This window comes from Streptosporangium subroseum (assembly GCF_900188345.1).
GTDB lineage: Bacteria > Actinomycetota > Actinomycetes > Streptosporangiales > Streptosporangiaceae > Streptosporangium > Streptosporangium subroseum.
Genome location: NZ_FZOD01000051.1, coordinates 28,088 through 54,249 on the forward strand (window position 1 = coordinate 28,088; position 26,162 = coordinate 54,249).

Annotated in this window: 23 protein-coding genes; 13 read left to right on the forward strand and 10 right to left on the reverse strand. The window is 68.7% G+C overall.

From position 1 onward, the window contains the following. From CHC08_RS50910 to CHC08_RS34820, 7 genes are all read left to right on the forward strand, one after another. The coding region (locus CHC08_RS50910; protein WP_218825638.1) for an FG-GAP repeat domain-containing protein at window positions 1–381 on the forward strand (381 nt) is incomplete at its 5' end. 206 nt (window positions 382–587) lie between these two features. Further along, on the forward strand, window positions 588–1,271 hold the full coding sequence (locus CHC08_RS34795) for a M15 family metallopeptidase (protein WP_089211624.1): 684 nt from the start codon (window positions 588–590) through the stop codon (window positions 1,269–1,271). Between the two features lie 602 nt (window positions 1,272–1,873). Then, window positions 1,874–2,896, forward strand: coding sequence for a methionine ABC transporter ATP-binding protein (locus CHC08_RS34800; protein WP_089211625.1), 1,023 nt, complete (start codon window positions 1,874–1,876; stop codon window positions 2,894–2,896). Further along, window positions 2,893–3,549: a methionine ABC transporter permease gene (locus CHC08_RS34805; protein WP_089211626.1), complete on the forward strand. Its 657-nt coding sequence runs from the start codon at window positions 2,893–2,895 to the stop codon at window positions 3,547–3,549. The genes CHC08_RS34800 and CHC08_RS34805 overlap by 4 nt, the downstream gene beginning before the upstream one ends. A gap of 85 nt (window positions 3,550–3,634) precedes the next feature. Continuing rightward, window positions 3,635–4,483, forward strand: a complete 849-nt coding sequence (locus CHC08_RS34810; protein ID WP_089211627.1) for a MetQ/NlpA family ABC transporter substrate-binding protein — start codon at window positions 3,635–3,637, stop codon at window positions 4,481–4,483. Window positions 4,484–4,681: 198 nt separating this feature from the next. Beyond that, window positions 4,682–5,302: a hypothetical protein gene (locus CHC08_RS34815; RefSeq protein WP_143653461.1), complete on the forward strand. Its 621-nt coding sequence runs from the start codon at window positions 4,682–4,684 to the stop codon at window positions 5,300–5,302. A gap of 180 nt (window positions 5,303–5,482) precedes the next feature. Continuing rightward, entirely contained in the window at window positions 5,483–7,018 is a 1,536-nt protein-coding gene (locus CHC08_RS34820) for an acyl-CoA synthetase (RefSeq protein ID WP_089211665.1), read from the forward strand. A 140-nt stretch (window positions 7,019–7,158) separates the two neighbouring features. Here CHC08_RS34820 and CHC08_RS34825 read toward each other — a convergent pair whose 3' ends face one another. After that, entirely contained in the window at window positions 7,159–8,169 is a 1,011-nt protein-coding gene (locus CHC08_RS34825; protein ID WP_245878745.1) for an NADP-dependent oxidoreductase, read from the reverse strand. A gap of 100 nt (window positions 8,170–8,269) precedes the next feature. On the opposite strand from CHC08_RS34825, the gene CHC08_RS34830 reads away from it, so the two are divergent. Together CHC08_RS34830 and CHC08_RS34835 are read left to right on the forward strand one after the other, a co-directional pair. After that, window positions 8,270–8,884 (forward strand): TetR/AcrR family transcriptional regulator, encoded by a 615-nt coding sequence (locus tag CHC08_RS34830; RefSeq protein ID WP_218825639.1) that lies wholly within the window; start codon window positions 8,270–8,272, stop codon window positions 8,882–8,884. A gap of 424 nt (window positions 8,885–9,308) precedes the next feature. After that, the gene (locus CHC08_RS34835; protein ID WP_089211629.1) at window positions 9,309–10,706 is read left to right on the forward strand and encodes a S1C family serine protease; all 1,398 of its coding nucleotides are present in this window, start codon (window positions 9,309–9,311) and stop codon (window positions 10,704–10,706) included. A gap of 280 nt (window positions 10,707–10,986) precedes the next feature. Here the strand turns inward: CHC08_RS34835 and cydC are convergent, their stop codons facing one another. From cydC to CHC08_RS34855, 4 genes are all read right to left on the reverse strand, one after another. Further along, on the reverse strand, window positions 10,987–12,711 hold the full coding sequence (gene cydC, locus CHC08_RS34840; RefSeq protein WP_245878746.1) for a thiol reductant ABC exporter subunit CydC: 1,725 nt from the start codon (window positions 12,709–12,711) through the stop codon (window positions 10,987–10,989). A gap of 79 nt (window positions 12,712–12,790) precedes the next feature. Then, window positions 12,791–14,692, reverse strand: a complete 1,902-nt coding sequence (gene cydD, locus CHC08_RS34845; RefSeq protein WP_089211630.1) for a thiol reductant ABC exporter subunit CydD — start codon at window positions 14,690–14,692, stop codon at window positions 12,791–12,793. 7 nt (window positions 14,693–14,699) lie between these two features. Further along, window positions 14,700–15,467, reverse strand: coding sequence for a cytochrome d ubiquinol oxidase subunit II (locus CHC08_RS34850; protein WP_089211631.1), 768 nt, complete (start codon window positions 15,465–15,467; stop codon window positions 14,700–14,702). 9 nt (window positions 15,468–15,476) lie between these two features. Continuing rightward, on the reverse strand, window positions 15,477–16,661 hold the full coding sequence (locus CHC08_RS34855; protein ID WP_089211632.1) for a cytochrome ubiquinol oxidase subunit I: 1,185 nt from the start codon (window positions 16,659–16,661) through the stop codon (window positions 15,477–15,479). Between the two features lie 166 nt (window positions 16,662–16,827). Here CHC08_RS34855 and CHC08_RS34860 point away from each other — a divergent pair, with 166 nt between their 5' ends. Next, window positions 16,828–17,157: a PadR family transcriptional regulator gene (locus CHC08_RS34860; RefSeq protein ID WP_089211633.1), complete on the forward strand. Its 330-nt coding sequence runs from the start codon at window positions 16,828–16,830 to the stop codon at window positions 17,155–17,157. A 146-nt stretch (window positions 17,158–17,303) separates the two neighbouring features. Here CHC08_RS34860 and CHC08_RS34865 read toward each other — a convergent pair whose 3' ends face one another. The 3 genes from CHC08_RS34865 to CHC08_RS34875 form a co-directional block, all read right to left on the reverse strand. After that, on the reverse strand, window positions 17,304–18,011 hold the full coding sequence (locus CHC08_RS34865; RefSeq protein WP_089211634.1) for a permease prefix domain 1-containing protein: 708 nt from the start codon (window positions 18,009–18,011) through the stop codon (window positions 17,304–17,306). A 313-nt stretch (window positions 18,012–18,324) separates the two neighbouring features. Further along, complete coding sequence (locus tag CHC08_RS34870; protein ID WP_179282384.1) at window positions 18,325–19,380, reverse strand: pentapeptide repeat-containing protein; 1,056 nt, start codon at window positions 19,378–19,380, stop codon at window positions 18,325–18,327. A gap of 248 nt (window positions 19,381–19,628) precedes the next feature. After that, on the reverse strand, window positions 19,629–20,174 hold the full coding sequence (locus CHC08_RS34875) for a GNAT family N-acetyltransferase (protein WP_218825640.1): 546 nt from the start codon (window positions 20,172–20,174) through the stop codon (window positions 19,629–19,631). Between the two features lie 161 nt (window positions 20,175–20,335). Between CHC08_RS34875 and CHC08_RS34880 the strand changes: the two genes are divergently transcribed. The 3 genes from CHC08_RS34880 to trxA all read left to right on the forward strand — a co-directional run bounded on the left by CHC08_RS34880 (window position 20,336) and on the right by trxA (window position 23,275). Next, entirely contained in the window at window positions 20,336–20,854 is a 519-nt protein-coding gene (locus CHC08_RS34880; protein ID WP_089211637.1) for a DUF1697 domain-containing protein, read from the forward strand. 250 nt (window positions 20,855–21,104) lie between these two features. Then, window positions 21,105–22,739, forward strand: coding sequence for a ribosomal protection-like ABC-F family protein (abc-f, locus tag CHC08_RS34885; RefSeq protein ID WP_089211638.1), 1,635 nt, complete (start codon window positions 21,105–21,107; stop codon window positions 22,737–22,739). A 164-nt stretch (window positions 22,740–22,903) separates the two neighbouring features. Further along, on the forward strand, window positions 22,904–23,275 hold the full coding sequence (gene trxA, locus CHC08_RS34890; RefSeq protein WP_089211639.1) for a thioredoxin: 372 nt from the start codon (window positions 22,904–22,906) through the stop codon (window positions 23,273–23,275). Window positions 23,276–23,480: 205 nt separating this feature from the next. Here the strand turns inward: trxA and CHC08_RS34895 are convergent, their stop codons facing one another. Both CHC08_RS34895 and CHC08_RS34900 read right to left on the reverse strand, forming a co-directional pair. Next, the gene (locus tag CHC08_RS34895; protein WP_179282385.1) at window positions 23,481–24,812 is read right to left on the reverse strand and encodes a class II 3-deoxy-7-phosphoheptulonate synthase; all 1,332 of its coding nucleotides are present in this window, start codon (window positions 24,810–24,812) and stop codon (window positions 23,481–23,483) included. Window positions 24,813–24,876: 64 nt separating this feature from the next. Continuing rightward, entirely contained in the window at window positions 24,877–26,091 is a 1,215-nt protein-coding gene (locus CHC08_RS34900) for an FAD-dependent oxidoreductase (protein WP_089211640.1), read from the reverse strand. Window positions 26,092–26,162: the final 71 nt, after the last annotated feature.

Consider the following 26,162-nt stretch of genomic DNA (forward strand, 5'->3'; position numbering starts at 1 on the left):
GCCACGGTCTACAACGGCAACGACCAGAAGGTCGTGGCGTCGGGGTTCACCGATCCTGCGCGTGCGAAGTTCGGGGATGTCGACGGTGACGGTCGCGCGGAGCTGGTGTCCTTCTTCCCCGACGGTACGGTGCACGCCTATCGCAACCGTGGCTGGAGTGACGCCACGGTCTACAACGGCAACGACCAGAAGGTCGTGGCGTCGGGGTTCACCGATCCTTCCACCGCCAAGTTCGGTGACCTCGACGGTGACGGCCGCGCGGAGCTGGTGTCCTTCTTCGGCGACGGCACCGTTCACGCCTACCGCAACCGTGGCTGGAGTGACGCCACGGTCTACAACGGCAACGACCAGAAGATCGTCGCCAGCGGCTTCGCCCCCTGAGATCTAAGCCTGCTCCGGTGGTTCCCGGTCCGATCCTCAGGGACGGTACCGGGAACCACCTTCGCAGTTCCCCATCCATCCATGAAAAGCGACATGGATCCCATGAACGGTATGAACGGGCAACCCGCCGGTTCTGTCCTGAACGTTCTCGCCGGGAGCGGTCAGGTGCCTCGAAAAGCTGTTATAGAAGGGAACATGTGGGCGAAATGTCAGAAATAGTGCTTTTGTCGGATCCTCGGATCCTCGAACTGCGGGTGGAGGAGTGTGGCGAGTCTCTGGTCGATCTCCGTGGAGCGGGGGTGCTCCGCATCGACCCGAGACTGGCGGACCCAGCGGGCGCCTTCGCGCACCTGCGATCCAGCGTCGCCGGCAGGCTCGTGGCGGCGCAGACCCTGCTCCCGCGAGAGCTCCGGCTTCTTGTCGTGGAGGGATACCGCCCGCCCGCGCTGCAGGAGCAGTACTTCTCCGAGTCCGTCGAAGAACTGCGGGTGCTCCATCCCGACTGGAGCGCCGTACGGCTCCGCCGCGAGGCCGGTCGTTACATCTCCCCGCCGGAGGTGGCGCCACACGTCGCCGGTGCCGCCGTCGACGTGACCCTGTGCACGGACGCGGGGACCGAACTGATGATGGGAACGGAGGTCAACGCCACCCCCACCGGCCCCGACGGGGCGTGTTACACGGCGTCGCCGGACATCTCTCGGGAGGCCATGGACAACCGTCACATCCTGATCACCGCGTTGACGGCGGTGGGTCTGGTGAACTATCCCACCGAGTGGTGGCACTGGTCGTACGGTGACCGCTACTGGGCGTTCATCGCCGGTGCCCCCCACGCGATATACGGCTTGAGCGGTGGCCCGAGTCTGAACGGCGAGAGCGCTCCGGCCGGGTGAGGCCCCGCGGGCAGGCGGCGAAACCCCGTGAGCCGGAGCCCGGTTCACGGGTTCTTCGACGTCTGCCCGCGCGTGAACGCGGTGGAATGTACGGACCGAACGAGGACTTTGTCCTTTTCGCCGGAAATGGCATGACTCGTTGCCGGTGAGACGGCACCGACGCGAGAAACCGTGACGTCGGCCGTCCTGGGGAAACCGCCGAGTTCCGGAGGGATTGCCGGGTTGAGCCCCGGGAAGGGTTACTCGAACGTGACCGTTATCACATAACATGTAGGGAATTAGGGTAAGTAGGGCTCGTGTTGAGGCAGGCGTGAACGTGGCAGACGATGTCGGCATGACCCCGCAGGGCCGGGTCATGTGTAAAGGCATGTGTCAGGACGTGCGTATGAGGGCAATATGCGACATGTGCGCCATGGGTCGCATGTGTCCAATGCGCTGAATTTTGCCCCCTGTCCGTTCCCTCCTTAAGGCCCGAAACCATGACCTGCACCGCGGACCATCTCATTCTGCGCCGTCTGAGCCATCTCCCTTTCCACCCCGGCATGCGCTAGCCGTTCCCTGTCTGAGGTCTTTTCTGAGCTCCATTGACGTTGGGAACAGCTGTGATTGATGTGTCGGGCCTGAGAAAGGTCTATCGAGATCGGGGTCGCGAGGTGGTCGCCATCGACGGCGTCGACCTTCATGTCCGCGAAGGTGAGATCTTCGGCGTGCTCGGGCAGAGCGGCGCCGGCAAGAGCACCCTGCTGCGCTGCGTGAACCTCCTGGAGCGCCCCACCGCGGGCACCGTCTCCGTGGCGGGACAGGAGCTGACCAGGCTGGGAGAGAGCGATCTCCGCCGGGCCCGGCAGCGGATCGGGATGATCCACCAGCATTTTGCGCTGCTGTCCTCCCGTACGGTCGCAGGGAACGTGGCGTTTCCCCTTGAGGTGATGGGAGTCGAGAAGGCGGAGCGCGCCAGGCGCGTCGCCGAGCTGCTGGAGCTGGTCGGTCTGGCGGACAAGGCCGGGACGCATCCCGCGCAGTTGTCCGGCGGGCAGAAACAGCGGGTCGGCATCGCCCGCGCACTGGCCGGGAACCCCTCGGTCCTGCTGTCGGACGAGGCCACCTCGGCGCTCGACCCGGGCACCACGCAGTCGATCCTGGCCCTGCTCAAGAGGCTCAACCGGGAGCTCGGCCTGACCATCCTGCTGATCACCCACGAGATGAACGTCATCAAGTCGATCTGCGACTCGGCCGCCATCATGCGCGACGGCCTGATCGAGGAGTCCGGGGCCATTCCCGAGCTGATCGCCAAGCCCGGATCCCGGCTCACCGCGGAGCTGTTCCCCCTTCCCGCGCCGGAGCCCGGCACCGTCACGATCACCTTCACCGGGCAGGCCGACGAACCCGTGGTGTCGCAGATGGTCCGCAAGTTCGACGTGGACGTGAACATCCTCGGCGGGGTCCTGGAGGAGGTGGCCGGGGTCTCGGCCGGGCGCCTGCGCCTGCGTCTCACCGGCGCCGAGCGCGCCGCCGCCCTCACCTACCTGTCCGAGCGCGGCCTGCTGGTCGAGGAGGCCCCGGCGGCCGAGCGGGCCGGCGCATCCGGCATTTCGGTCACGTCGCAGGTGGAGGAGATCGCATGACCTGGGACGAGATGGCTCCGCTGCTCGTGGAGTCGACGCTGCAGACCGCCCAGATGATCCTGCTGTCCACCCTGTTCACGGTGCTGATCGGGCTGCCGCTCGGGGTGGCGCTGGTCGTCACCGACAGGGGCGGGCTGTTCCCCTCGCCGACGCTGAACCGGGTGCTGGGAGTGATCGTCAACATCGGCCGCTCGCTGCCGTTCATCGTCCTGATGATCGCGGTCATCCCGCTGACCAGGCTGATCGTGGGCACCACCATCGGCACCATCGCCTCGGTGGTCCCGCTGACGCTCGGCGCCGCGCCGTTCTTCGCCCGGCTGGTGGAGACCGCGCTGCGCGAGGTCGGCAGGGACAAGGTGCAGGCGGCCCAGGCCATGGGCGCCAGCCGTACGACCATCGTGAACAAGGTCCTGCTGCCCGAGGCGATGGCCGGCCTGGTCGCGGGGCTCACCGTGACCGTGGTCGCGCTGATCTCCTACTCGGCGATGGCCGGGGCGATCGGCGGCGGGGGGCTCGGAGACCTGGCCATCCGCTACGGCTACCAGCGCTTCGAGACCACCCTCATGGTGATCACCGTCATCGTGCTGATCGCGATCGTCCAGCTCGTACAGACCCTGGGCGACGTCGTCGCCCGCCGTCTCGCACGTCACTGACCCTTTTTCGCTCGAGAGGCCGCCGCCGTGAACGGGGCCTCCGTCCGCCTACCCGGAATGTTTTCTCATCCCTAAGGAGCACACCGTGCGTAAATTCTCTGCGATCGCGTCCGTCGCGACCGCGCTGGTCCTGGCGCTCGCCGCCTGCGGATCGTCCGAACCCGCCACCAGCGCCGACGCGACGGCCGCCCCCTCGGCCTCGGCTCAGGAGGTGCTCAAGGTCGGCGTCAGCCCCATCCCGCACGCGGTGATCCTGAAGTTCGTCAAGGACAACCTCGCCGCCAAGGAGGGGCTCAACCTGGAGATCATCGACTTCGCCGACTACGTGCAGCCCAACGTGCAGCTCGACGAGGGCCAGCTTGACGCCAACTACTTCCAGCACAGGCCCTACCTGGACGACTTCAACGCCTCCAAGGGCACCAAGCTGACCTTTGTCCAGGCGGTCCACCTGGAGCCGCTGGGCCTCTACTCCAAGAAGATCACCGACGCCGCCTCGCTGGGTCAGGGCGCGACCGTCGCCCTGCCGAACGACGCCACCAACCTGGGCAGGGCGCTGAAGCTGCTGGCCGACAACTCCCTGATCACCCTGAAGGAGGGCGTCGGCATCGCGGCCACCGAGCGCGACGTGACCGGCAACCCCAAGGACCTGAAGTTCCAGCCGCTGGAGGCCGCGCAGCTGCCCCGCTCGCTGGAGGACGTGGACGCGGCCGTGATCAACGGCAACTACGCGCTGGAGAGCGGCCTCAACCCCGCCGACGACGCGCTGGTACTGGAGAAGGCCGAAGGCAACCCCTACTCCAATGGCCTGGTGGTGAAGGCCGGAAACGAGAAGGACCCGCGCGTGGTCAAACTCGCCAAGCTGCTCGCCGGCCCCGAGGTGAAGCAGTTCATCGAGCAGACGTACAAGGGCGCGGTCATTTCCGCGACGAGCTGACACGGTCATTTCCGCCTCAAGCTGATAATCGACGGGCCACAGCAGTGATCTTTTCGGTAATCTTCCGGTTTGTCGGGAAAGATTTCTGATTTGATCATTGGTGTGGCCTCGTCTTTTAAGCGAGTTTCAAGTGGTTGTCAATCGCTTGGTCATACAACGGGGGTGTCAGAAACCTCACCCCCGAGAGGCTCCTCAAAAATGAGAATCACCACCCGAGTCATGGTGGGCGCCGGCGCGGCCGCCCTCATCGCGGTAGGCGCTCCGGTTGCGGCCAACGCCACCGTCGCGACCCCCCCGGTGCCCGGAACGGTTCCCGGCACGGTCGTCAGCGTGATCCCCCACTCCCCGGTCTCCTTCGACGCGTGGGGGCCGTACTCCTCCCGTGACGGCAAGGCGAAGGCCTGGGGCAAGGTCTCAGTGCAGAAGAAGTCGCACAAGCAGTGGTACTGGAAGACGGAGTACAAGGTCGTCAAGGTGTGCAAGTGGCACGACGGCGAGAAGAAGTGCCGCTTCGTCAAGAAGCCGTACAAGAAGCACGCGTGGAAGTGGGTCCACGAGTACAACTACACCGTCAGCAGCACGCTCAAGAACTCCAAGTGGTGGGGTGACCCCAAGTACCGCTGTGCGTGGGAGACCTTCAAGGTCGTGAACTTCAACGGTTCGACCTCGTTCAAGAGCTTCAAGAACTGCGGCAAGTCCACCGCGTCCTACTCCTTCAGCGGCACGAACGTCAAGGACATCGACGTTCAGGTGGGCCGGGGCACCTCGAGTGAGCCGAAGGGTTACCGTAGCGGCTGGCAGTCCGTCTACAGCGCCTGACCGTAAGCACTCTTCACAGCTCCTGATCAACTCGCAGGCACCCTCGATCCGCCTGCGGCCGTCATCTGGCACGTAATGGGATCCATCCCCGAATGCAGGGCCGTGACCTCTTGAGGTCGCGGCCCTGCCGTGTGAGCGGGCACTTCTCACCGAACATCAAACCGAGTAATGTTCGGTTTCATGCACCCCGGAGCCATCGCGGCACTGCTGCCGGACAAGCCCGCTGTGATCATGGCGAGTTCAGGGAAGGTCGTGACCTTCCGGGAGCTGGACGAGGAGTCCAACCGGCTCGCCCACCTGTTCCGCGCCGCGGGACTCCGGCCCGGTGACCACATCGCCTTCATGCTGGAGAACCATCCGCTGTTCCTGGCGGTCGCGTGGGCGGCGCACCGCTCGGGCCTGTACTACACGGCGATCAGCTCGCGGCTGAAGACCGACGAGCTCGCCTACATCGTGGACAACTGCGAGGCCCGGGTCTTCATCTCCTCCGTCGCTCTGGCCGATGTGGCCACCTCGATCGCGGACGTGACGCCGAAGGTCGAGCTCAGGCTCATGCTGGACGGCGTCGCCCCCGGATTCGCCTCCTACGAGGAGGCGGTGGCCGCCCATCCGGTCACGCCCCTCGACGACGAGTGCCAGGGCATGGACATGCTCTACTCCTCCGGAACCACCGGGCGGCCCAAGGGCGTCAAGCCCACGCTCTCCCAGGCGCCGCTGGACACGCCGGGAGCGCTGCTGCAGCTCATCCAGTTCCTGTTCGCGCCGTCGGCCGACAGCGTTTATCTCTCCACGGCGCCGCTCTACCACGCGGCCCCGCTGCGCTACTGCATGAGCATGCAGCGCATGGGCGTGACGCTCGTGGTCATGGAGAGATTCGACCCGGAGCAGGCACTCGCGCTGATCGAGAAGTACGGCGTCACCCACTCGCAGTGGGTGCCGACCATGTTCATCAAGATGCTCAAGCTGCCCGGGGAGATCCGCGAGCGGTACGACCTCTCATCGCTGACGTGTGCGATCCACGCCGCCGCCCCCTGCCCGGTTCCGGTCAAGGAACAGATGATCGAGTGGTGGGGCCCGATCATCCACGAGTACTACGCGGGCACCGAGGGCAACTGCTTCCTCTACGTCGGCTCCGAGGACTGGCTCAAGCACAGGGGCACGGTCGGCCGCCCGCTGCTCGGCGTCACCCACATCTGCGACGAGGACGGCAACGAGCTGCCGCCCCGCGAGCACGGCACCGTCTACTTCGCGGACGGCCCCCGGTTCGCCTACCACGGTGACGAGGACAAGACGAAGGCCTCGCAGGACCCGCGGGGCCGGGGCTGGACCACCCTCGGCGACATCGGCTACGTCGACGAGGAGGGCTTCCTCTACCTCACCGACCGGCGCTCCTACATGATCATCTCTGGCGGGGTGAACATATACCCGCAGGAGGCGGAGAACATCCTCTCGATCCACCCGAAGGTGGCGGACGTGGCGGTCTTCGGCATCCCCGACGAGGAGATGGGCGAGCAGGTCAAAGCCGTCGTCCAGCCCGTCTCCATGGACCTGGCCGGCCCCGGGCTGGAGGCAGAGCTGATCGAGTACTGCCGCTCCCGGCTGGCGCCCTACAAGTGCCCGAAGTCGATCGACTTCCGTGAGGAGCTGCCCCGGCAGCCCACGGGCAAGCTCTACAAGCGCCTTCTCCGCGACGAGTACTGGCCCGCCAAGCCCTGAAGAAGATTTCCCGGCGACTTCCGGCCGCCGGACGCACCCCTTTCCCGCGTCCTTGGCCACGTCGATCGCACACACGCGATCCACGGGTATGTCACCCGCCGGCTGTTACACGGCGTCATGGATGGGTTGCGCGGAATGGCTCACTCTGTGGCATCGGCCATGACGAGAATCTTTCCGCGCACATGGGTGTGCACGAGATCGGCATAGGCCCGCGCAGCCTCTTCCAGCGGATACCGCCGACTGATGGTGGCAGGCAGGAAACCGGCCATGGCCTGTGCCGCCAGCTCATCCAGGTCTGCGGGGCCCGCTGCGCTGTAGACGGTGCGCACCGTCAGGTCGGCGCGGTCGAATGCGGAGGGCTCGGGGCTGGGAAAGGCGACGTTGAGCAGGTGACCGCCCGGCCTGATGGCGTCGCTTGCCTTGACAAGGATGGGGCCGGGCAGGGCGAGGTTGACCATGGCGTCGACGCCGCCGGGGTGGCGCCGCAGCGTCTCGGCGACGGTATCGACCGTCCGGTAGTCGATCACCTCGGTCGCGCCCAGGTCGCGGACGTATTCGTCGTCCTCGGGGATCGCGGTGGCGATCACATATACCTTGGCGGCGGCCAGCAATGGGACCACGGCGCCGCCGACCCCGCCCGCGGCGCCGGTCACCAGAACCCGTTCACCCGCCTCGAACCGGCCCGCGCGGACCACGGCAAGCGCGGTCAGCCCAGGTATCGGCAGGCTGGCCGCATGGTCGGCGGCCAAGCCGTCCGGGCGCCGGGCGATGGCGGGGGTGTCGGCCTCGAAGACCGCGTAGTCGGCCATGGCGCCGGTGGTCAGGGATGGCGGGGTGGACAGCATCGCGGCGATCGCCGGCGTCGCGCGCGGCAGCCCGACCCCGAATACCTCGTCACCCCGCGTGAACCGGGTCACGTCCGGGCCGACCTCGGTAACCGTGCCGGCGAAGTCGCTGCCCGGCACGTGGGGGAACGTCAAGGGGGTCAGCTCGCGCAACACCCCGCTGAGGGTTCGCAGGTCGGCGGGGTTGACGGCTACGGCGCGGATGCGGACCTGGATCTGGCCGAGGCCGGGCCGTGGAACGGGGACATCCTCGATGGTCAGGGCCTCTGGCGGGCCGTACTGCTTCGCGACGACTGCTCTCATCATCAACCTTCCACGGACGCCAACGTAAGTTGACCGAATGGTCATTTTGGAGACCGTACCACGCAAGATGACCGCATGGTCAAGTTGGGCTAGTCTGGGGCCCATGTCCCGAGCCGACGCCGCCCGAAATCGAAGCCTCCTTATCGAGGCGGCCTCCGCAGAACTGTCCGAGCACGGCCTCGACGTCTCCATCTCGCGGATCGCCGCGCGCGCCGGCGTCGCCAAGGGGACGGTCTTCAACCACTTCTCCAGCAAGGAGGAGCTGGTCTCGACGATCTTCTGCGAGCAACTCGGCGCCCTCGCCGTAATCGGCGAAACCCTGCTGGAGCACACCGATCCGCGGTCGGCCCTGCTGCGGTTCATGACCGCAGGCGCCGAACTCCAGGTCAACGATCGTTCATTCTGCGAGGCGGTCACCGCGACCTCGCGCGCCGATCCCGCGGTCCGGGCCGCCAGCGACCGGCTGGCACGGGTCGCCGAGGAGCTGACCGCACGCGCCCGGCAGGTCGGCGTCGTTCGGGCGGATGTCACCGGCCACGACATCGTGCTGTTGCTCAGTGCCCCCACCTGGATCGCGGCACCGCTCGCCGCCGCACGATCCGACCTGTGGCGGCGCTACCTGCACCTGATCTTGGACGGACTACGACCGGAAGCCGCGCACGAGCTACCCGTTGGGGCACCAACAAATGAGGACTTCGTCACAGCCGCCACTCGCTGACATCGTCCGCTCCTCATGACCGACCCGCCGTGCCGGCCGGTTCCTTGATGATCCGCACCTCGGCAATCGGGTATGTCACCCGGATCGGGAAGATCATTGCTGCGGTACTCGTGATCCTCGGCCACGACATGACCGCGAACGGTAGTCGGCGCGGTCGGGGGCCGGACCTTGATCGGTTCTCCGGTGGGGACCGATCATTGGCCGAATGACCTCTGTCCAAGCCCTGGGAGACGGATGCGAGACAGTTTCTGGTCTCCCTCGCGTCCCCTGACCACGGCTGATAAAGCGGTTGTCAGAGGAAAAGGATCATCGCGATCATCCGCTTAAGCAGGTCTTATACGCCCTCAGGCATTCTTTGAGTTACCGGGAGACACCGGTCGCCGCTCCGGTGACGCAGGAGCGGACGTAGGACTTGGGGGAAGACATGGACCCGAACAAGGACGAGCAGGAGACCACGCCGGCCGCGGCGACCCCCGGGAACGACGGCTGGAGCCAGTTCGGCAAGGTGCCGCCGCGCACGGGTGCCTACCGGGCCGATGGAGCGACCGGACCGCAGCCGACGATGGTCAACCCGATGCCGGAGCCGTTCGCCGCCGGGACGTTCGGGACGCCCGCGGTGCCTGCCCAGCGGGGCAGGATCGGCGTCGCGAAGAAGCTGGGCACCGGGCTGGCGCTGGCCGCGATGGCCGTTGGCGGTGGTGTGGCGGGGGCCTTCGCCGCGACCGGCTTCAACAACGACACCACGGTCGCCTCCTCCTCCAGCACGCTCGTCAGCCCCGTCAGCAGGGTGACGACGGTCGCCGACGTCGCCAAGGCCGTACAGCCCTCGGTGGTGTCGATCCAGGTCAAGACCGCGAACGGCGGCGGAGAGGGGTCCGGCGTCGTGCTCTCGGAGGACGGCCGGATCCTGACCAACAACCACGTGGTGGAGGCCGGGGGACAGGGCGGCCAGATGACCGTCAAGTTCAGTGACGGCAAGACCGCCACCGCGAAGATCATTGGAACCGACCCGACCACCGACCTCGCGGTCATCAAGGCGGACAACGTCTCCGGCCTCACCAAGGCCTCGCTCGGCGACAGCGACGCGCTCAAGGTGGGCGACTACGTGCTCGCCATCGGCAGCCCGCTCGGTCTGTCCGGCTCGGTCACCGCCGGCATCGTCAGCGCTCTGAACCGCACGCTGACCGTCGGAGACGAGCAGGGACCGCAGCAGCAGATGCCTCCGGGCTGGCCCGGCGGGCAGCAGCAGCTGCCTCCGGGCTGGGGCGGCGGACCGGGCCAGGGCGGCGGGCAGGACCAGGGCGGCGGTGGGCAGATGCAGCAGCAGAGCAGCGGCGCCACCACCATCGGCGGCGCGATCCAGACCGACGCGTCGATCAACCCGGGCAACTCGGGTGGCGCGCTGGTCAACGCCTCCGGCCAGGTGGTCGGCATCAACACCGCCATCGCCACCAACGGCGGCGAGGGCAGCATCGGTGTCGGCTTCTCCATCCCGATCAACACCGCCAAGCAGGTCGCCCAGCAGCTCATCGACAGCGGCAAGGTCTCCCACGCCTTCCTGGGCGTGAGCGTCACCGACGCCACCGGAGACGCGGGCGGCGCCCTGATCGCCCAGGTCACCGACAACAGCCCCGCCTCCAAGGCGGGACTCAAGCAGGGCGACCTGATCACCAAGATCAACGACACCGCGGTCGAGGACGGCAACACCGTGGTCGGCGCGGTACGCGGTTTCAAGCCGGGGGAGAAGGTCGCCGTCTCCTACGTTCGCGACGGGCAGCCCCACACCGTCACCGTGACCCTCGCCGAGATGGCCGGCGAGTAGGTCCCACCAGACGAATGTGCCGCCGGAGCCGCTGCGGATCCGGCGGCACATTCATGTTCCGGCGAGGCCTCGGCGCGGGACGCCGGCGGCGGACGGCGCCGCCCGCGTCCGGAGCCCGACACCACGGGCCGGAGGTCAACGCCACGTGCCGGAGGCCGATGCCACGGGCCGGAGGCCGATGCCGCGGGGCCGAGGTTCGCAGATCAGCGGCACGGAGGCGAGGTTCGCAGATCGGAGGCGCGTCCGGGTCCCGGAGCGCGTGGCGCGTGGCAGGCAGGGGTCAGCGCCCGGCGGTCAGCGCCTCCGAGCGCCACAGGTCGCGGTAGTAGCCGGGGGAGCCCACCAGCTCCTCATGGGTGCCCCGCTGCACCACCGAACCGTTCTCCAGCACGACGATCTCGTCCACCTGTTCGAGCCCGCGCAGACGGTGCGTGACCAGCAGCGTCGTGTGACCGTGGGTCGCGTCCAGCAGGTCGGCCATGAGCGCGTCCGCGGCCGTCTCGTCCAGCGCCTCGGCGGGCTCGTCCAGCAGCAGCACCGGGGGATCGTTCAGCAGCGCCCGTGCCAGCGCCAGCCGCTGCAACTGCCCCCCGGACACCGTCCGCCCGTCCTCCCCGAGCACGGCGTCCCACCCGGTCCGCTCCACCCACCGCTCCAGCCGCGCCCGCCGTACGGCCTCCGCCAGCTCCTCGCCGGTGGCCTCCGGTCCGGCCAGCCGCAGGTTGTCCTTCACCGACGCCTGGAACACGTAGGGATCCTGGGTCAGCCCCGTCATCACCCGCCGGGTGTCATCGGCGGCCAGCTCGGTGATGTCCACGCCGCTCACCCGGATGGTCCCGGACTCCGGCTCCACCAGGCGCATCAGGGCGGACAGCAGGGTGCTCTTGCCGGCGCCGCTGGGGCCGACCAGGGCGACGCGCCTGCCGGGGGTGAGGGTCAGGCTGACGCCGTTCAGCGCGGGAGCGCGGTCGGCGCTGTGGCGGACCACCAGATGCTCGATCTCGACGGTCGGCGGCCCCTCGGGGACGGAGGCGGGCGTGGCCGGTTCGGTCACGGCGGGCGGGGTCGCGCGGACCTCCCTCAGGCGGCGCAGGGCGGCGAGCACCCCGGTCAGCCGCTCGGCGGCGGCGGCCATCGGCAGGACGGGTTCGAACGCCACCAGCGAGGTCAGCGCGAGCACCGCGATGGCGACGGAGCCCGTTCCGGCGTTCTGGGCGACCCAGACGATCGCCGCCACGGTCAGGCCCTGGGTGAACATGCCCAGCCCGCTCGCCACCGCGTTCGCCCGTGCCTGCCGACGTTCCAGCGCCGCCAGGCGGGCGTCGGCCTCGGCCGCGGCGGCCAGTGCCCGGTCGTTCGCCCCGTAGGCGGCCAGGTCGGCGGAGCCGTGCACCAGGTCGGCGACCCGGGCGGCGAGGTCGGCCCGCGCGGGTGCGATCCGCGCCGACCAGCGCCGTGCCGCGCCGGCCGCACCGGCGGGAACGAGCACCCCGGCCACCAGCAGTCCGGCCAGGAGCACCAGCGCCGCCACCGGAAGCAGGAACAGCCCGACCACGACCGCCGCCACCCCGGTCACCAGCGCGGCCGTCGCCGGAAGCAGGCAGCGGACCAGCAGGTCCTGTACGGCGTCGGTGTCGTCGACCATCCGGCTGAGCAGGTCCGCCCCCCGATGGTTCAGCGGTCCGGCGGGGATGAGCGCCTGGTAGAGGCGCTCCCTGGTCGTCGCCTGGGCGCGTAGCGCCACCTCGTGTCCTGACAGGCGCTCGCCGTACCGGAAGACGCCCTTGGTCGTCGCGAACGCCCTGACCCCGACGATCGCCACGCTCAGCGCCGCCAGCGGCGGCTGTTCGGCGGCCCTGGTGATCAGCCAGGCCGCCGACCCGATCAGCCCGAGTCCGGCCAGCTCGGCCGCCGCGCCCGCCGCCGCGGCGAGCGCCAGTCGTCCACCCATCCGGTTCACGAGGGTCTCCCGGGTCTTCCGCGTCGAAACGCCGCCACCGGTCATGAGGCCTCCTCCGTCTTCCGCGCCGGAGCGCCGCCGGTCATGGGGCTTCCCGAGTCTTCTGCGCCGGAGCGGCCGCCGGTCATGAGGCCTCCTCGGTCTTCCGCGTCGAAACGCCGGTCAGGTCGCGCCCGGAGTAGGCCGCCCGGCCGGCTCTGGGGCCGGCCGGCTGGTCGGACACCACCCGGCCGTCGGCGATCCGGATCACCCGGTCGGCCAGGTCGATCATCGCCGGCCGATGGGCCACGATCACGGCGGTGCGGCCCTCGGCCAGATCGCGGGTGGCGGTCATGACCGCGCCCTCGCTGCGGCCGTCGAGCCGTGCGGTCGGCTCGTCCAGCAGGAGCAGCCTGGCCGCCGGGCGGCAGAAGGCGCGGGCGAGCGCGACCCGCTGCCGCTGCCCGGCCGACAGGTTCGCGCCGCGCTCGCCCAGCACCGTGTCGTAGCCCTCGGGCAGGGTGGTCACGAACTCGTCGGCGTGCGCGGCCTTCGCCGCCGCCCTGACCTCCTCGATCGTCGCGTCCGGGGCGCCGAGCCTGATGTTGTCGGCCACCGAGGCGGCAAAAAGGTGCGGCCGCTGCGGCACGAACGCCAGCCGGTCACGCCAGGAGAGGTGGTCGGTGAGCTCGACGCCGTCGATCAGCACCCTGCCCGAGGCGGGGGCGACGAAGCCGAGCAGCAGGTGGAGCAGGGTGCTCTTGCCCGCGCCGCTCTCGCCGACCAGCGCCACCCGCTCGCCGGGCGCGATCACCAGCGAGACGTCGTCGAGCGCGGTCTCCTCGCGGTCCGGATAGCGCACGGTGACGTTCTCCAGCCGGATCTCCGGCGCCGCCCCCGCGTCCCTACCCCTGTCCGGGGCTCCGGCCGCCCCCGTGTCCGGGACTCCGGCCGTGTCCGGGGCTCCGGCCACGCTCGTGTTCGGGACTCCGGTCGTGCCCGTACCGGTGCTCACGCCCGGGACTCCGGCCGTGCTCACGTTCGCGCCCGCGCCGTCCGTACCCCGGGTGCCGCCGGCGTTCGCGCCGGAGGTCGCATCCCGTAGCGACGGGCTCGCCCGCCCGTCCAGTACGGCGAAGGCCTCGTCGGCCGCCGCGACGCCCTCCATCGCGGCGTGGAACTTGTTGCCCATGTTGCGCAGCGGCAGATACGCCTCCGGCGCGAGCAGCAGCACCAGCAGGGCGGTCGAGAGATCCAGGGATCCGGACAGCAGCCGCAGGCCCACCGGTACCGCGACCAGCGCCAGCGACAGCGACGCGGCCAGCTCCAGCACCAGCGACGACAGGAACGCCACCCGGAGCGTACGCATTGTCGCGCTTCTGTGGGCGTCGGACACCTGCCGGATCACCTCGGCCTGGAACCGGGCCCTGCCGAAGGCGCGCAGCGTGGGCAGTCCCCTGACCACGTCCAGGAAGTGGCCGCCGAGGCGGGACAGGGCCCGCCACTGGCGTTCGGTGACGGCCTTGGTGTGCATGCCGACCAGAGCCCCGAAGATCGGGATGAGCGGTAACGTGACCAGAACGATCACCGCGCTGGCCAGGTCGGCGGTGAACAGCCGGACGAGTACGGCGATCGGCACGACGCCCGCGACCGCGATCGCCGGGAGATATCCCGACAGATAGGGATCGAGAGCGTCCAGACCACGGCCGGTCAGCGTCACGAGCTCGCCCGAACGCTGCGAGGCCGGCCTGGTGGGGCCCACCTCCTGCAGCCGCGACAGCAGCCGGTGACGCAGGACCGACTTCACACCGGTGGTCGCGTGCCCGGCGGCGATGCCCTGCACCAGGGTGAACAGCGCCCGGACCCCGACGACCAGTGCCAGGAGGATCAGGGCCGGGGTCGCGAACCGCCCGGACAGCACCCCGGCGAGGAGTTCCGCCTGGATGAGGATGAGCAGTCCCGCGAGGACGGCGGCAGCCAGGCACAGGGCCAGGTGACGGCGGACGGCCCGCTCGCTCCGGGCCAGCCGTACAAGATCCTTGTGCATGTGAACCTTAGAAGAACGACGGGATCCGGTCGGCGGCACGTCGGGGACCGAACGTGCGCCATGTCCATACTTGCGCACCCACCATGACCGGTGCGAAGGGCAGGACGATGACACTCAACACACTCAGCGTTCCGGTGGGCGCGGTGTGGTCCAGCAGCCATGGAGCCGCCGCGGCGAGCAGTACCGCGACGGGCGCGGCGGCCACGCACGCCGAGGCCAGGAGCGCGCGGCCGTCGCGGCTCGCACCGGTCACCTGGCCGGGCAGCAGCCAGGAGGCGAAGGTCCAGCCGTGGAAGGCGAGCGCCGCGGCGATCACCAGCCCGCCGCCCAGGCCGAGCAGGCCGATCGAGGGCCCGGACAGCCCGCCGGCCAGGGCGACCAGCGCCATGCCCCAGCTCAGCGCCAGGCCGTACGAACCGATGCAGATCATCCAGTCCCAGCCCGCCTGCCAGGTGCGGCCGTCGAGGCGGCGGCGGAACCACAGCCCGGCGTCACGCAGGATCCACGAGACCAGCAGGGAGACCACCAGCGGGTAGAGGCCGAACAGCACGTCTCCCTCGATGGAGGGGTAGACGCCGAACAGCACGCCCGCCACGGCCACCAGCCACACCTCGTTCGCCAGGACGAACGGCGCCATGGCGGCGACGATCCTGTCCCGGTCCTTCTGCGTCCTGCCGAGCACGGGCAGCAGCAGGCCCAGGCCGATGTCGAAGCCCTCCAGGGCGAAGTAGCCGATCAGCAGGAGGGCGAACACGCCGAACCAGAGGATGTCCACGGTCTCTCCCTAGTAGCTGAGCGCGTGCGCGCGCTCGGTGGAGTCGGCGGGACCGTCCGCGCCGAGGGTGACGGCGGCGGGGCCGCGCCGGACGGTACGGGCGATCAGGACGTAGTCGACGACGGCGAGCAGGCCGAGCACGCCGGCGAAACCGATCAGCGAGGTGGTGATCATCCCGGAGGTGAGCCCGGGGGACAGGGCGTCGGCGACGGTCAGCTTGCCGTAGATCAACCAGGGTTGCCGGCCCGTCTCGCGGACCAGCCAGCCGAGGATCGCGGCCAGGAACGGCAGCGGGGTGATCACCATCAGGATCGGTTGTGCCCAGCGCCAGCGCGGCAGCCAGTACACGACGGGCATCAGCACGAACATGATGGCGAGCTGGAGGAGCTGCCCAATTCCGATCATGGCGCCGAGTGAGGCTCCGGTCAGCGCCGAGGCCTCGAATTTGTCCGGCTGGAGGGTGGAGAGCGGCAGGAACTGGGCGTAGCCGAAGCCGACCGTGATCAGCGAGCCGACGAACGAGGTGATCACCCCCAGGCGGAGCGAGCGCGTGAAGAACTCCCGCTCGGAGGTTCTTTTGAACAGGTGGTACGCGCTGGCCCCCATCACCACAAAACCGCCGGTCCACAGGCCCGCGCCGATCACGTGCGGCAGGGCCATGGTCAGCGTGGGGTTGGTGAGCAGCGCTCCGAAGTCGGTCAGGACCAGGTGGTCGCCCCGCTCCACGGCCCCGGCCGGATTCTGCAGGAACGAGTTGGTCGCCATGATCCAGAAGGCGGAGACATGGGCGGTCAGCGTCACCAGCCAGATGCACGCCAGGTGGAGCCACTTGGGCAGCCGGTGCCAGCCGAAGATCCACAGGCCCAGGAACGTGGACTCCAGGAAGAACGCGCCGAGCGTCTCGATCGCGAGCGGTGCTCCGAAGATGTCTCCGGCGTAGTGCGAGAGGCCGCTCCAGCTCAGACCGAACTGGAACTCCATCACCAGGCCGGTGAAGATGCCGAGCGCGTAGTTGGTCACGTAGATCTGGCCCCAGAAGCGGGTCATGCGCTCGTGGATCGGGTTTCCGGTCACGGCGTATCGGGTGTGCATGATCGCGACGAGGGGGGCCAGGCCCAGGGTCAGCACGACGAACAGGAAGTGAAGACTCCCTGTCACGGCGAACTGCGTCCGGGCCAGGTCGAGCACGTCCACGGCTTCACCTACCTTGTTATGTTTGCCTACCTATAGGCACTCTACATGTAGAACGCCTACATGTAGAGTGCCTATACGAGAGATAGGCTGATGACGTGAGTGAGCGAAGCGAACAGGCCGTCGAGCACGGCGATACGGCCTTCGGACGGCCGGTAGAGGAGAGCGCATGAACACCGATGCGCTCCGCGGGCACATGGACGCCCTGCTGCTCTCCGTACTGGAAAACGACCCCCTGCACGGCTACGCGATCATCGAGGCGTTGCAGGAGCGCAGCGGCGGCACACTGACCGTGCCGACCGGCACGGTCTATCCGGCGCTGCGCCGGCTGGAGCAGGCGGGATATCTCGCCAGCGAATGGGCCACGGTGGGCGGGCGCAAGCGGCGCACCTACCGGCTGACCTCCGCGGGCCGTACGGCTCTGGCCGGAGAGCGTTCCGCCTGGCGGGAGTTCGCCGGTGTGATCGGCAGCGTTCTGGAGCCTCGGACCACGCGGTGACGGGGTTCGCGTGCCGGATCCGGCGGTCCGCCGGATCTTCGGGATTATGCGGCGGTGAGCTCACGCCGGGTTCGGCGGTCCGCCGGATCTTCGGGATTACGCGGCGGTGAGCTCACGCCGGGTTCGGTGGACTGCCGGAGCCCGGGTCAGGCGGTGACCGCGTCCTTGAGCCGCGTGGTGACGGGCTCGCGCCGGGTGAGCCGCATGCACCGGGTCGCGCAGTACAGCTGCAGCAACCAGGACGTGGAGCTCAGCAGCATGACCCCGATGAACAGCGGGTGGGTGGAGAAGCCCTCCGGGTGGTCCGAGCCGTACGCCAATGCCGTGCTCAGCGCGAGGGTGGCCGGCAGTGTGACATAGACCAGCACGGCCAGCGACCGGGTGACGAGCCGGGGCCGCCGGATCCTGCGCAGTCCGCGGCCCAGCGCGACCAGTGCGATCCCGCTGAGCGCGCCGCCGGACAGCTGAAGGATGTCCAGGCCGCGGGCGACAGGGACGAACCAGACGGGCCAGGTCGCGTAGGCCGTCGGATCGGAGGGAATGACGCGCCAGATCACGCTCCACATGAGCGAGGTGAGCGGCACGCTGAGGAACAACAGGAAGGCCAGCCTGCGTCCCGCCGATATGGAGAGCCCCTCCTGGTAACCCGGTGCGATCTCGTCGATGGGGCCGAACTCCTCGACCGCGATCCGCTCGGCCTCGGCCCGGTCCAGCCCCTCGCCCTCCAGCGCCTCGGCGGTGTCGAGCAGGCTGTCGCGCGCCTCGGTGATCATGTCGAGCTTCGGGCCCCTGGGGCCTCTGAGGGTATGACTGAGCCCGGTCACGTAATCGTCGATGACTCCGGCGCTCGTCATGATCTCTCCAGTCGCATGATCCCTATTCAGGGTAATCACCACCCATCCTGGCCGTCACTTTGGGACCGGCGCATCGGGGACCACCCTGAGAAGACCCCGAGTCGGCTCGCGTCCCCTCTGACCGGTTTCCAGAGCCTCGCGTTCCTCCTCGCCGGGCGGACGGTTTTCCCAAGCTTGCGTCTTCCTTGCCGGGCAGACTGTTTCCAGAGCCTTGCGTTCTTCCCTGCCGGACAGACGGTTTACCCGGGCTGCCGCTCGCTTCCGCCCGCCCGGCAATCTTCCTGATGGGCGGCCTTCCCGATGGTCCGGCTTCCTAATGGTCCGGTGAGCGCCGCCGGGGCCACCAGCGCAGCCCTCGCGCCCCGCGCGGGGCGGCGGCGAGAGCGCAGTCGCGCAGGCGGAGGCGTTCGGGATGGAGGATCTCGGTGAAGCGGCAGGCACTGAGATCCAGGCAGGCCAGCTCCAGCTCTTCGGAGTCCACCCCGTGCAACGAGGTCACCCTGGCCGTGCCCTTGCCGCTGACCGTGGCCGGGCCGCGGAGCGTGGCCCCCTCCAGGTCGGCCTCCGCGTCGGTGAGGCGCACGGTCAGCCTGCCGGACACCCGCAGGCGCCGCAGGTCCACCGAGCAGCCGTGGGCGGTCAGGTCGAGATCTCTGCCCGCCCACGCGCCGGCGAGGGTCAGGTGGCGCCCGACGGAGGCCGGGGCCAGATAGCCGCCCGCCGCGAACCGTGCCGCCTCGAACCCGGCCAGCCCGCCGAACCTCGCCTTCCTGAACGAGACCATCCGGCGGAACCGGCAGCCCCTGAAGGTCGCGTCACCGGTGAACCGGGTGCCGTCGAAGGCGACGAAACCATGGAAGTCCGCGCTTTCGAAGGACACGGTACGGCCGAACACGGCCCCGCCGAACAGCGCGTCACTGCCGATGGTCACCCGGTCGAAGGCCGCGTGACCGGCGACGGTGACGCCGTGCAGGGACAACTCCTCGGCGAATCTGACCTCCCCGAAGGAGACGTTGCCCGCGAAACGGGCGTCGCAGAACGAGGCGAGGCGCTGGAAGCGGGCATGGTCGAACGAGACGTCCCCGCCGAACACGACGTCGCCGAACCTGACACTCTCGGGAAAGGACGCCCAGTCGAACCTCGCCCGGCCCAGATAGCCCTTCGTGGCGGTCAGGATCCGTTCCAGCAGACTCATGCTGACGGTGGTGGCCCGCAGGTCGACCGCGGAGCCGGGGGACAGGCGCTGGACGAATTCGTCCAGCTCGCCGGGGTCCAGGTGGGCCAGACAGCGCCCGTACGGTTGCCGTGCCGATCCGGTGCACTCCGGGGAGACGGCGCAGGTGATCCAACCCACGTCCAGAGTTCTCATGCTCGGTTGATACCCGCAGACGGCCGATGCACCGAGTTCTCGGTCAAGGCAAGCCATATCTCACGGGCCAAGTAGGCGTGAAGCGTCAAGATTAACCAGTTCGCTTCCTATGCACCTGCAAGTACGCAATGTTCGGCCAATGGGGCCCTACGCTCCCGGTCATGCGTGTTCCGTCCTGGGCGTCAGACCGCGCTCCAGACCCTGGTTGACGCGCTCAACGCCCAGGTCTGCGCCAGGCCGACGGCCGGCTATCCGGCGTCGAGCGCCTTGCTCATGAACAGGGCGGTCTCACCTTCGCTCGCCGTACCCCGGTAGAAGGTGGTGTCGAGGCCGCAGAGGACAAACCCCATCCGCCGGTAGGCACGGACGGCGGGGACATTCACATTCGACGTCTCCAGCCAAGCCGTCCGTGCTCCGAGCCGGCGCCCGTATGCGCAGGCCCGCCTCATCAGCATCGAGCCGACACCACGTCCACGGTGCTTCGGCGCCACGGTGATCTGGTGAATGACCAGGCGGTGATGCCACTCCTCCACCCCGACGACAACAAAGCCGCAGATCTTCCCGTCGTCGACGGCGACCTCAACGTGCAGGTCGTCGGACACGCCGTCGCTCTCATCGGCGGGGAACGTCTTGACCAGCGGTGGATCGACAACGATCGCGCGCAGCGCGAACCTCTCGTCGCCGACCGCAACCTCGTAGACGGTGTCGGTGGTGAACGAGTCGTCGATCGCGCCGATCTGTTCTTGGTCCTGCGGTCCTGCCTGCCGGTAAACGATGTGTTGTTCGGGACCCACCTGTACTCCTCGCCCTGACCGTTCGATCACCCAGTCGGACGAGCACACCATTACGGAGGTTCCACCGACAACTTCGCGGTGAAGCCCACGCATACCTGACAGGAGATGGCAGGAGAGGAAAGTAAAGTCGGCCGTCAACAGCCGGTGAAAGGACCCACCCGATGCGATACGTGGCGCTGCTGCGCGGTATCAATGTCAATCCGCGGAGCAGACTCGCGATGTCCGATCTGCGGGCGTTGCTGGCAGGGCTCGGTCACACCGACGTACGGACGCACCTGCAGAGTGGGAACGCCCTGTTCACCGCGGAGGAGGAGCCGCAGGCCGCGGACATCGAACGGCGGATCACGGACGAGCTGGGCCTGTCGGTGGCGGTCATCCTGCGGACGGCCGGGGAGTTGCGCTCCGTGGTGCGGGAGAACCCGATGGAGGTGCGCGACCCGGCCAAGTTCGCGGTGGTCTTCCTGGCGCAGGCCCCGGACCGGGAGGTGCTGGAAGGCATCGACCCGGCGGCCTACGCGCCCGAGGAGATGCGTGTCGGCAGGCGCGAGCTGTACGTCTACTTCCCCGACGGCCTGCGGCGCCCCAGATTGCCGCCCCTGCTGGAGAAGCGGTCGAAGGCACCCGCCACGATGCGTAACTGGAACACGGTCACCAGGTTGCTGGCCCTCGCCGAAAGCTGACCGCCGGAGTCTGAAGGCCCGTGACTCGACCGGTACGAGACGGCACTTCAACGGCTGATATCGTAGCCGGGCAGTAATAGCGGAACGGGAGCATGACATGGCAGGCGACGTCGACATCTCCGGGTAACACCGGATCTCATCACCATCGGTGACGTGCTTATCGCGTGACCGCCGATTGGCGATGTCTTCGTGTCCTGACCATTTCGCCGGGCGGCCCTCTGCCGTGCCGGCCGAACGCGGAAGCGATTCGATGTCCGACGCCCTGATCGTTGTTTCGAACCTGTCCTTTTCCTGGCCCGACGACACCCCGGTGTTCGAGGATCTCTCCTTCACCGTTCCGGCGGGACGCACCGGCCTGGTGGCGCCCAACGGAGCCGGCAAGAGCACGCTGCTCAGGCTGATCGCCGGCGTGCTTCGCCCGGCCTCCGGCTCGGCCACGGCGGAGGGGGTGCTGGGCTACCTGCCCCAGACGTTGCCCCTCGCCGGCGACCTGACCGCGGCCGAGGTCCTGGGGATCGCTCCGGTGATCAAGGCACTGGACGCCATCGAGTCCGGAGACGCGAGCGAGGAGCACTTCACCACGATCGGCAGCGACTGGGACATCGAGGAGCGCACCCGCGCCCAGCTGGACCGGCTCGGCCTCGAGGACATCTCCCTCGCCCGGCGCCTGCACACTCTCAGCGGCGGCCAGGTCATCTCTCTCGGCCTGGCGGCACAGCTGCTGAAGCGGCCCGACGTCCTGCTGCTCGACGAACCGACCAACAACCTCGACCTCGACGCGCGCCACAGGCTCTACGACGTGCTCGAGGACTGGAACGGGTGCCTGCTGCTGGTCAGCCACGACCGGGCGCTGCTCGACCGCATGGACCGCATCGCCGAGCTCGACCGGGGAGAGCTCCAGTCCTACGGCGGGAACTTCACCGAGTACGAGGAGGCCGTGCGCGCCGCGCGGGAGGTCGCCGAGAAGAACATCCGCAACGCCGAACAGGAGGTCAAGCGGGAGAAGCGGGAGCTGCAGCAGGCCCGAGAGCGCGCCGCGCGCCGGGCGAGCAACGCCTCCCGCAACCTCAAGAACGCCGGCCTGCCGAAGATCTTCGCCGGGACGATGAAACGCAACGCCCAGGAGTCGGCGGGGAAGGCGAACGAGACGCACGTCGCACGGCTCGGCGAGGCCAAGGCCAGACTCGACGAGGCGGGTCGCGCCCTGCGCGACGAGCAGAAGATCGCGCTGGAACTGCCCGGGACCAACGTCCCGGCCGGACGCACGGTCTTCCTGGGAGAGCGGATGCAGGTCCGCTACGGTGAGCGCGCCCTCTTCGCCGGGGAGGGCGCCGACCTGACGATCCGGGGACCGGAGCGGATCGCTCTGACCGGCCCCAACGGCGTCGGCAAGTCCACCCTGCTACGCGTGATCAACGGCGAGCTGGAGCCGGAGGGCGGCGAGGCCAAGCGGGCCGACGGCCGGGTCGCCTACCTGTCCCAGCGGCTGGATCTGCTGGATCCGGGCCGCACCGTGGCGGAGAACCTGGCCGCGTTCGCGCCCGGGATGACGGAGGCGCAGCGGATGAATCTGCTCGCCCGCTTCCTGTTCCGGGGCTCCCGTATTCACCTCCCGGTCGGAGCGCTGTCCGGCGGCGAGCGGTTGCGCGCCACCCTGGCCTGCGTGCTGTGCGCCGAACCGGCGCCCCAGTTGCTGCTGCTGGACGAACCGACCAACAACCTCGACCTGGTCGGCGTCGCCCAGCTGGAAGGCGCCCTGCAGTCATACGAGGGCGCCTTCGTGGTGGTCAGCCACGACGAGCGGTTCCTCGCCGAGATCGGGGTGGACCGCTGGCTGCGGCTGTCCGAGGGACGCCTGCGCGAAACGAGCGCCCCTGACGCGTGAGATGACGGTGTGCGGACCGTCGCCGCAGCAGGCGGGGACGGTCCGCACACCGTACGGCCGGCCGTCCCGGCCCTGATCTTTTCATCGGGAAGGCGGGATGGAATGCCCGGGGCCGGGAAGTGGTTATGCCAGCCGTACAGACGAACGACAAGAGGAGCCAACCGGTGGCGACCATTGAGGTAACCGAGAAGAACTTCAACGACATCGCCGACGAGGGGATTGTCCTGCTGGACTTCTGGGCGTCTTGGTGCGGACCGTGCCGCACCTTCGGGCCGATCTTTGAAAAGTCTTCGGAGAAGCACGACGACGTCAAGTTCGGCAAGATCGATACTGAGGCCGAGCAGGCGCTGGCCCAGGGATTCGAGATCACCTCGATCCCGACGATCATGGCCATCCGTGACGGCATCGTCGTCTTCGCACAGGCCGGGGCGCTGCCCGCGCCCGCCCTCGAGGACCTGATCGGTCAGGTTCGCGCGCTTGACATGGACTCGATCCGGGCCGAGCTCGCCAACGAGGTGGGCGTTCAGAAAAGCTGACGCCCGCATCGAAAAGCCCCGCGGCCGGTGACGGCGCGGGGCTTTCACATGGATCACCCGGTCGAACCGGGCGGCGGAGCTCCGCCGCCTCTCGGCCGGACCGAGGGGCGGAACCCTCTCGATCAGGCCGGGCGATGGAACCCCGCCGGTTCCTGACCGGGCCGAGAGGCCGATTCCCGACCGGATCGAGGGGCGGAACCCTCGATCAGGCCGAGCGGTAGAGCTCCGCGACCCTGAAGGCCAGGTCCAGCGACTGGCTCCGGTTGAGGCGTGGGTCACAGGCCGTTTCGTAGCGCCGGGCCAGGTCGTCCTCGACGATCTCCGTGCCGCCGCCCACGCACTCGGTGACGTCATCGCCGGTGAGCTCGATGTGGATGCCGCCGGGGTGGGTGCCGAGCGCGCGGTGCACCTCGAAGAAGCCCGCCACCTCGTTCAGGACGTCGTCCAGGCGGCGGGTCTTGTGGCCGCTGGGCGCCTCGAAGGTGTTGCCGTGCATGGGATCGCAGATCCACGCCACCTGGGCGCCGTTGGCGGTCACCTTCTCCACCAGCGAGGGAAGGTGCTCCCGGATCTTCGGCGCGCCCATCCGGGTGATGAACGTCAGGCGCCCGGCCTCGTTGTCGGGGTTCAGCTGCTCGACCAGCGCGAGTGCCTCCTCGGCGGTGGTGGTCGGACCGAGCTTCACGCCGATCGGGTTGCGGATGCGGGAGAAGAACTCCACGTGCGCGCCGTCGAGCTGGCGGGTGCGCTCGCCGATCCAGACCATGTGCGCCGACACGTCGTACGGCAGGCCGCTCAGGGAGTCGATCCGGGTGAGCGCCCGGTCGTAGTCCAGGATCAGGGCCTCGTGCGAGGAGTAGAACTCGACGCTGTGGAACTCCTCGGGCTCGACCCCGCACGCGCGCATGAACGCCAGCGCCTGGTCGATCTCCCGGGCGAGCTGCTCGTAGCGCTTGCCGGCGGGGGACTCGCTCACGAAGTCGCGGTTCCAGGCGTGCACCTGGCGCAGGTCGGCGTAGCCGCCCTTGGTGAAGGCGCGGACGAGGTTCAGGGTCACCGCGGAGGAGTGGTAGGCCTGCAGCAGCCGCCACGGGTCGGGGATGCGGGACTCGGGCGTGAAGTCGAAGCCGTTGATCATGTCGCCGCGGTAGGCGGGGAGCTCCACGCCGTCGCGGACCTCGGTGTTCTTGGAGCGGGGCTTGGCGAACTGCCCGGCCATCCGGCCGATCTTCACGACCGGCACCTTCGCCGCGTAGGTGAGCACGATCGCCATCTGCAGCAGCGTCTTGAGCTTGTCGCGCACGTCGTCCGCGGTGGCGCCGGCGAAGGTCTCGGCGCAGTCGCCACCCTGCAGGACGAAGGCCTCGCCCCGCGTCACCGCGGCCAGATCCGCTTTGAGGTTGTCACACTCCCCGGCGAACACGAGGGGCGGCAGGCCCCCCAGCTGGTTGACGACCTTGTCCAGCTCGCCGCGGTCGGGCCATTCGGGCTGCTGCGCCGCAGGCAGCTGCCGCCAGGAATCGAGGTTGATGCTCACGACATACCAGGCTATTGCAACTGGGCCGGCGAACTGACCCAATGTCCACAGACTGAGAACGTCTTTATGCCTGGTGAGACTTCACCGGGCTCCTGACGTGTTCCGGCAGCACGCCGAGGCCGATGAAACGGCGGGCCAGAGGGCCGAGCACCGGGAGCCGGGAGACGGCCGGGATCCGTACCGGCTTGCCGCCCTCGGACAGGGCCGGACGGATCAGTAAATTCTGGACCACGCGCTGGGCGAGCTGGGTGATCACGGTGGGCGGGGTGCGCCGGCGCTGGACCCTGGCCAGCAGGGACTCGGGAATGTCGGCTTCGGCGGACAACGGCTCGGCCAGCAGGTTGGCCGCGGCCACCGCGTCCTGCACGGCCAGGTTGATGCCGACGCCGAAGACCGGGGACATGGCGTGCGCGGCGTCACCGATGATCAGAAGGCCGGGACGGTGCCAGCGGCGCAGCCGGTTGAGGGCGACCGACAGCATGCTGACGTCGTCGAAGCTCGTGATCAGCCCGACCCGGTCCTTGAGGAAGGGCAGCAGCTTGGCGACCGGCTCGCGGAGCGCGTCCACGCCCCAGGCCCGCAGGGCGTCGAAGCCTCCCTTGGGGATCACGTAGGCGAGCTGCCAGTAGGTCTCGCGGTTGATCGACACCATCAGCCTGCCCGTGGAGACCCGCAGGAACGGGTCCGCGGGGTCCGTGGGCTCGCGCGGCAGCCGGAACCAGAGCACGTCCATCGGCGCGGAGTGCTCCACGGGGACGAGCCCCGCGGCCCGGCGCACGTCGGAGTGCCGGCCGTCGGCGGCCACGGTGAGCGTCGCCAGGAGCTCGTGCTCGCCGGAGGCGTCGCGGTAGCGGACCCCGCGTACGGTGTTGCCCTCGCGGATCACATCGAGCACCTCGGCCTCCATGACGAGGCGGAAGTTCGGATACCGCTTGGCGGTGTTGACCAGCAGATCGAGGAACTCCCACTGCGGGACGAAGGCGATGTACTGATATTTACCTTTAAGGCTGGATAGATCGGCGATCGTCAGTGAGGCGTCGTCGGTCCGGATCGTCAGGCTGTGCGCCTTGCGGTGCGGGAGCTTGTGGAACTCCTCGGCCAGGCCGAGCTCGTCGAGGATCTGGAGGGTCGACGGGTGGATGGTGTCGCCCCTGAAGTCGCGCAGGAAGTCGGCGTGCTTCTCCAGGAGCGTCACCTGGACGCCGGATCGGGCCAGCAGCAGTGCGAGCATGGCCCCCGCCGGGCCGCCCCCGGCGATCACGCATGTGTTCTGATTCATAATTCATCACCTAATGAAATTTTGACACAGGATGCTTATGAAAAAAAGCTTCTTCCGGCAATCCGGTCGTC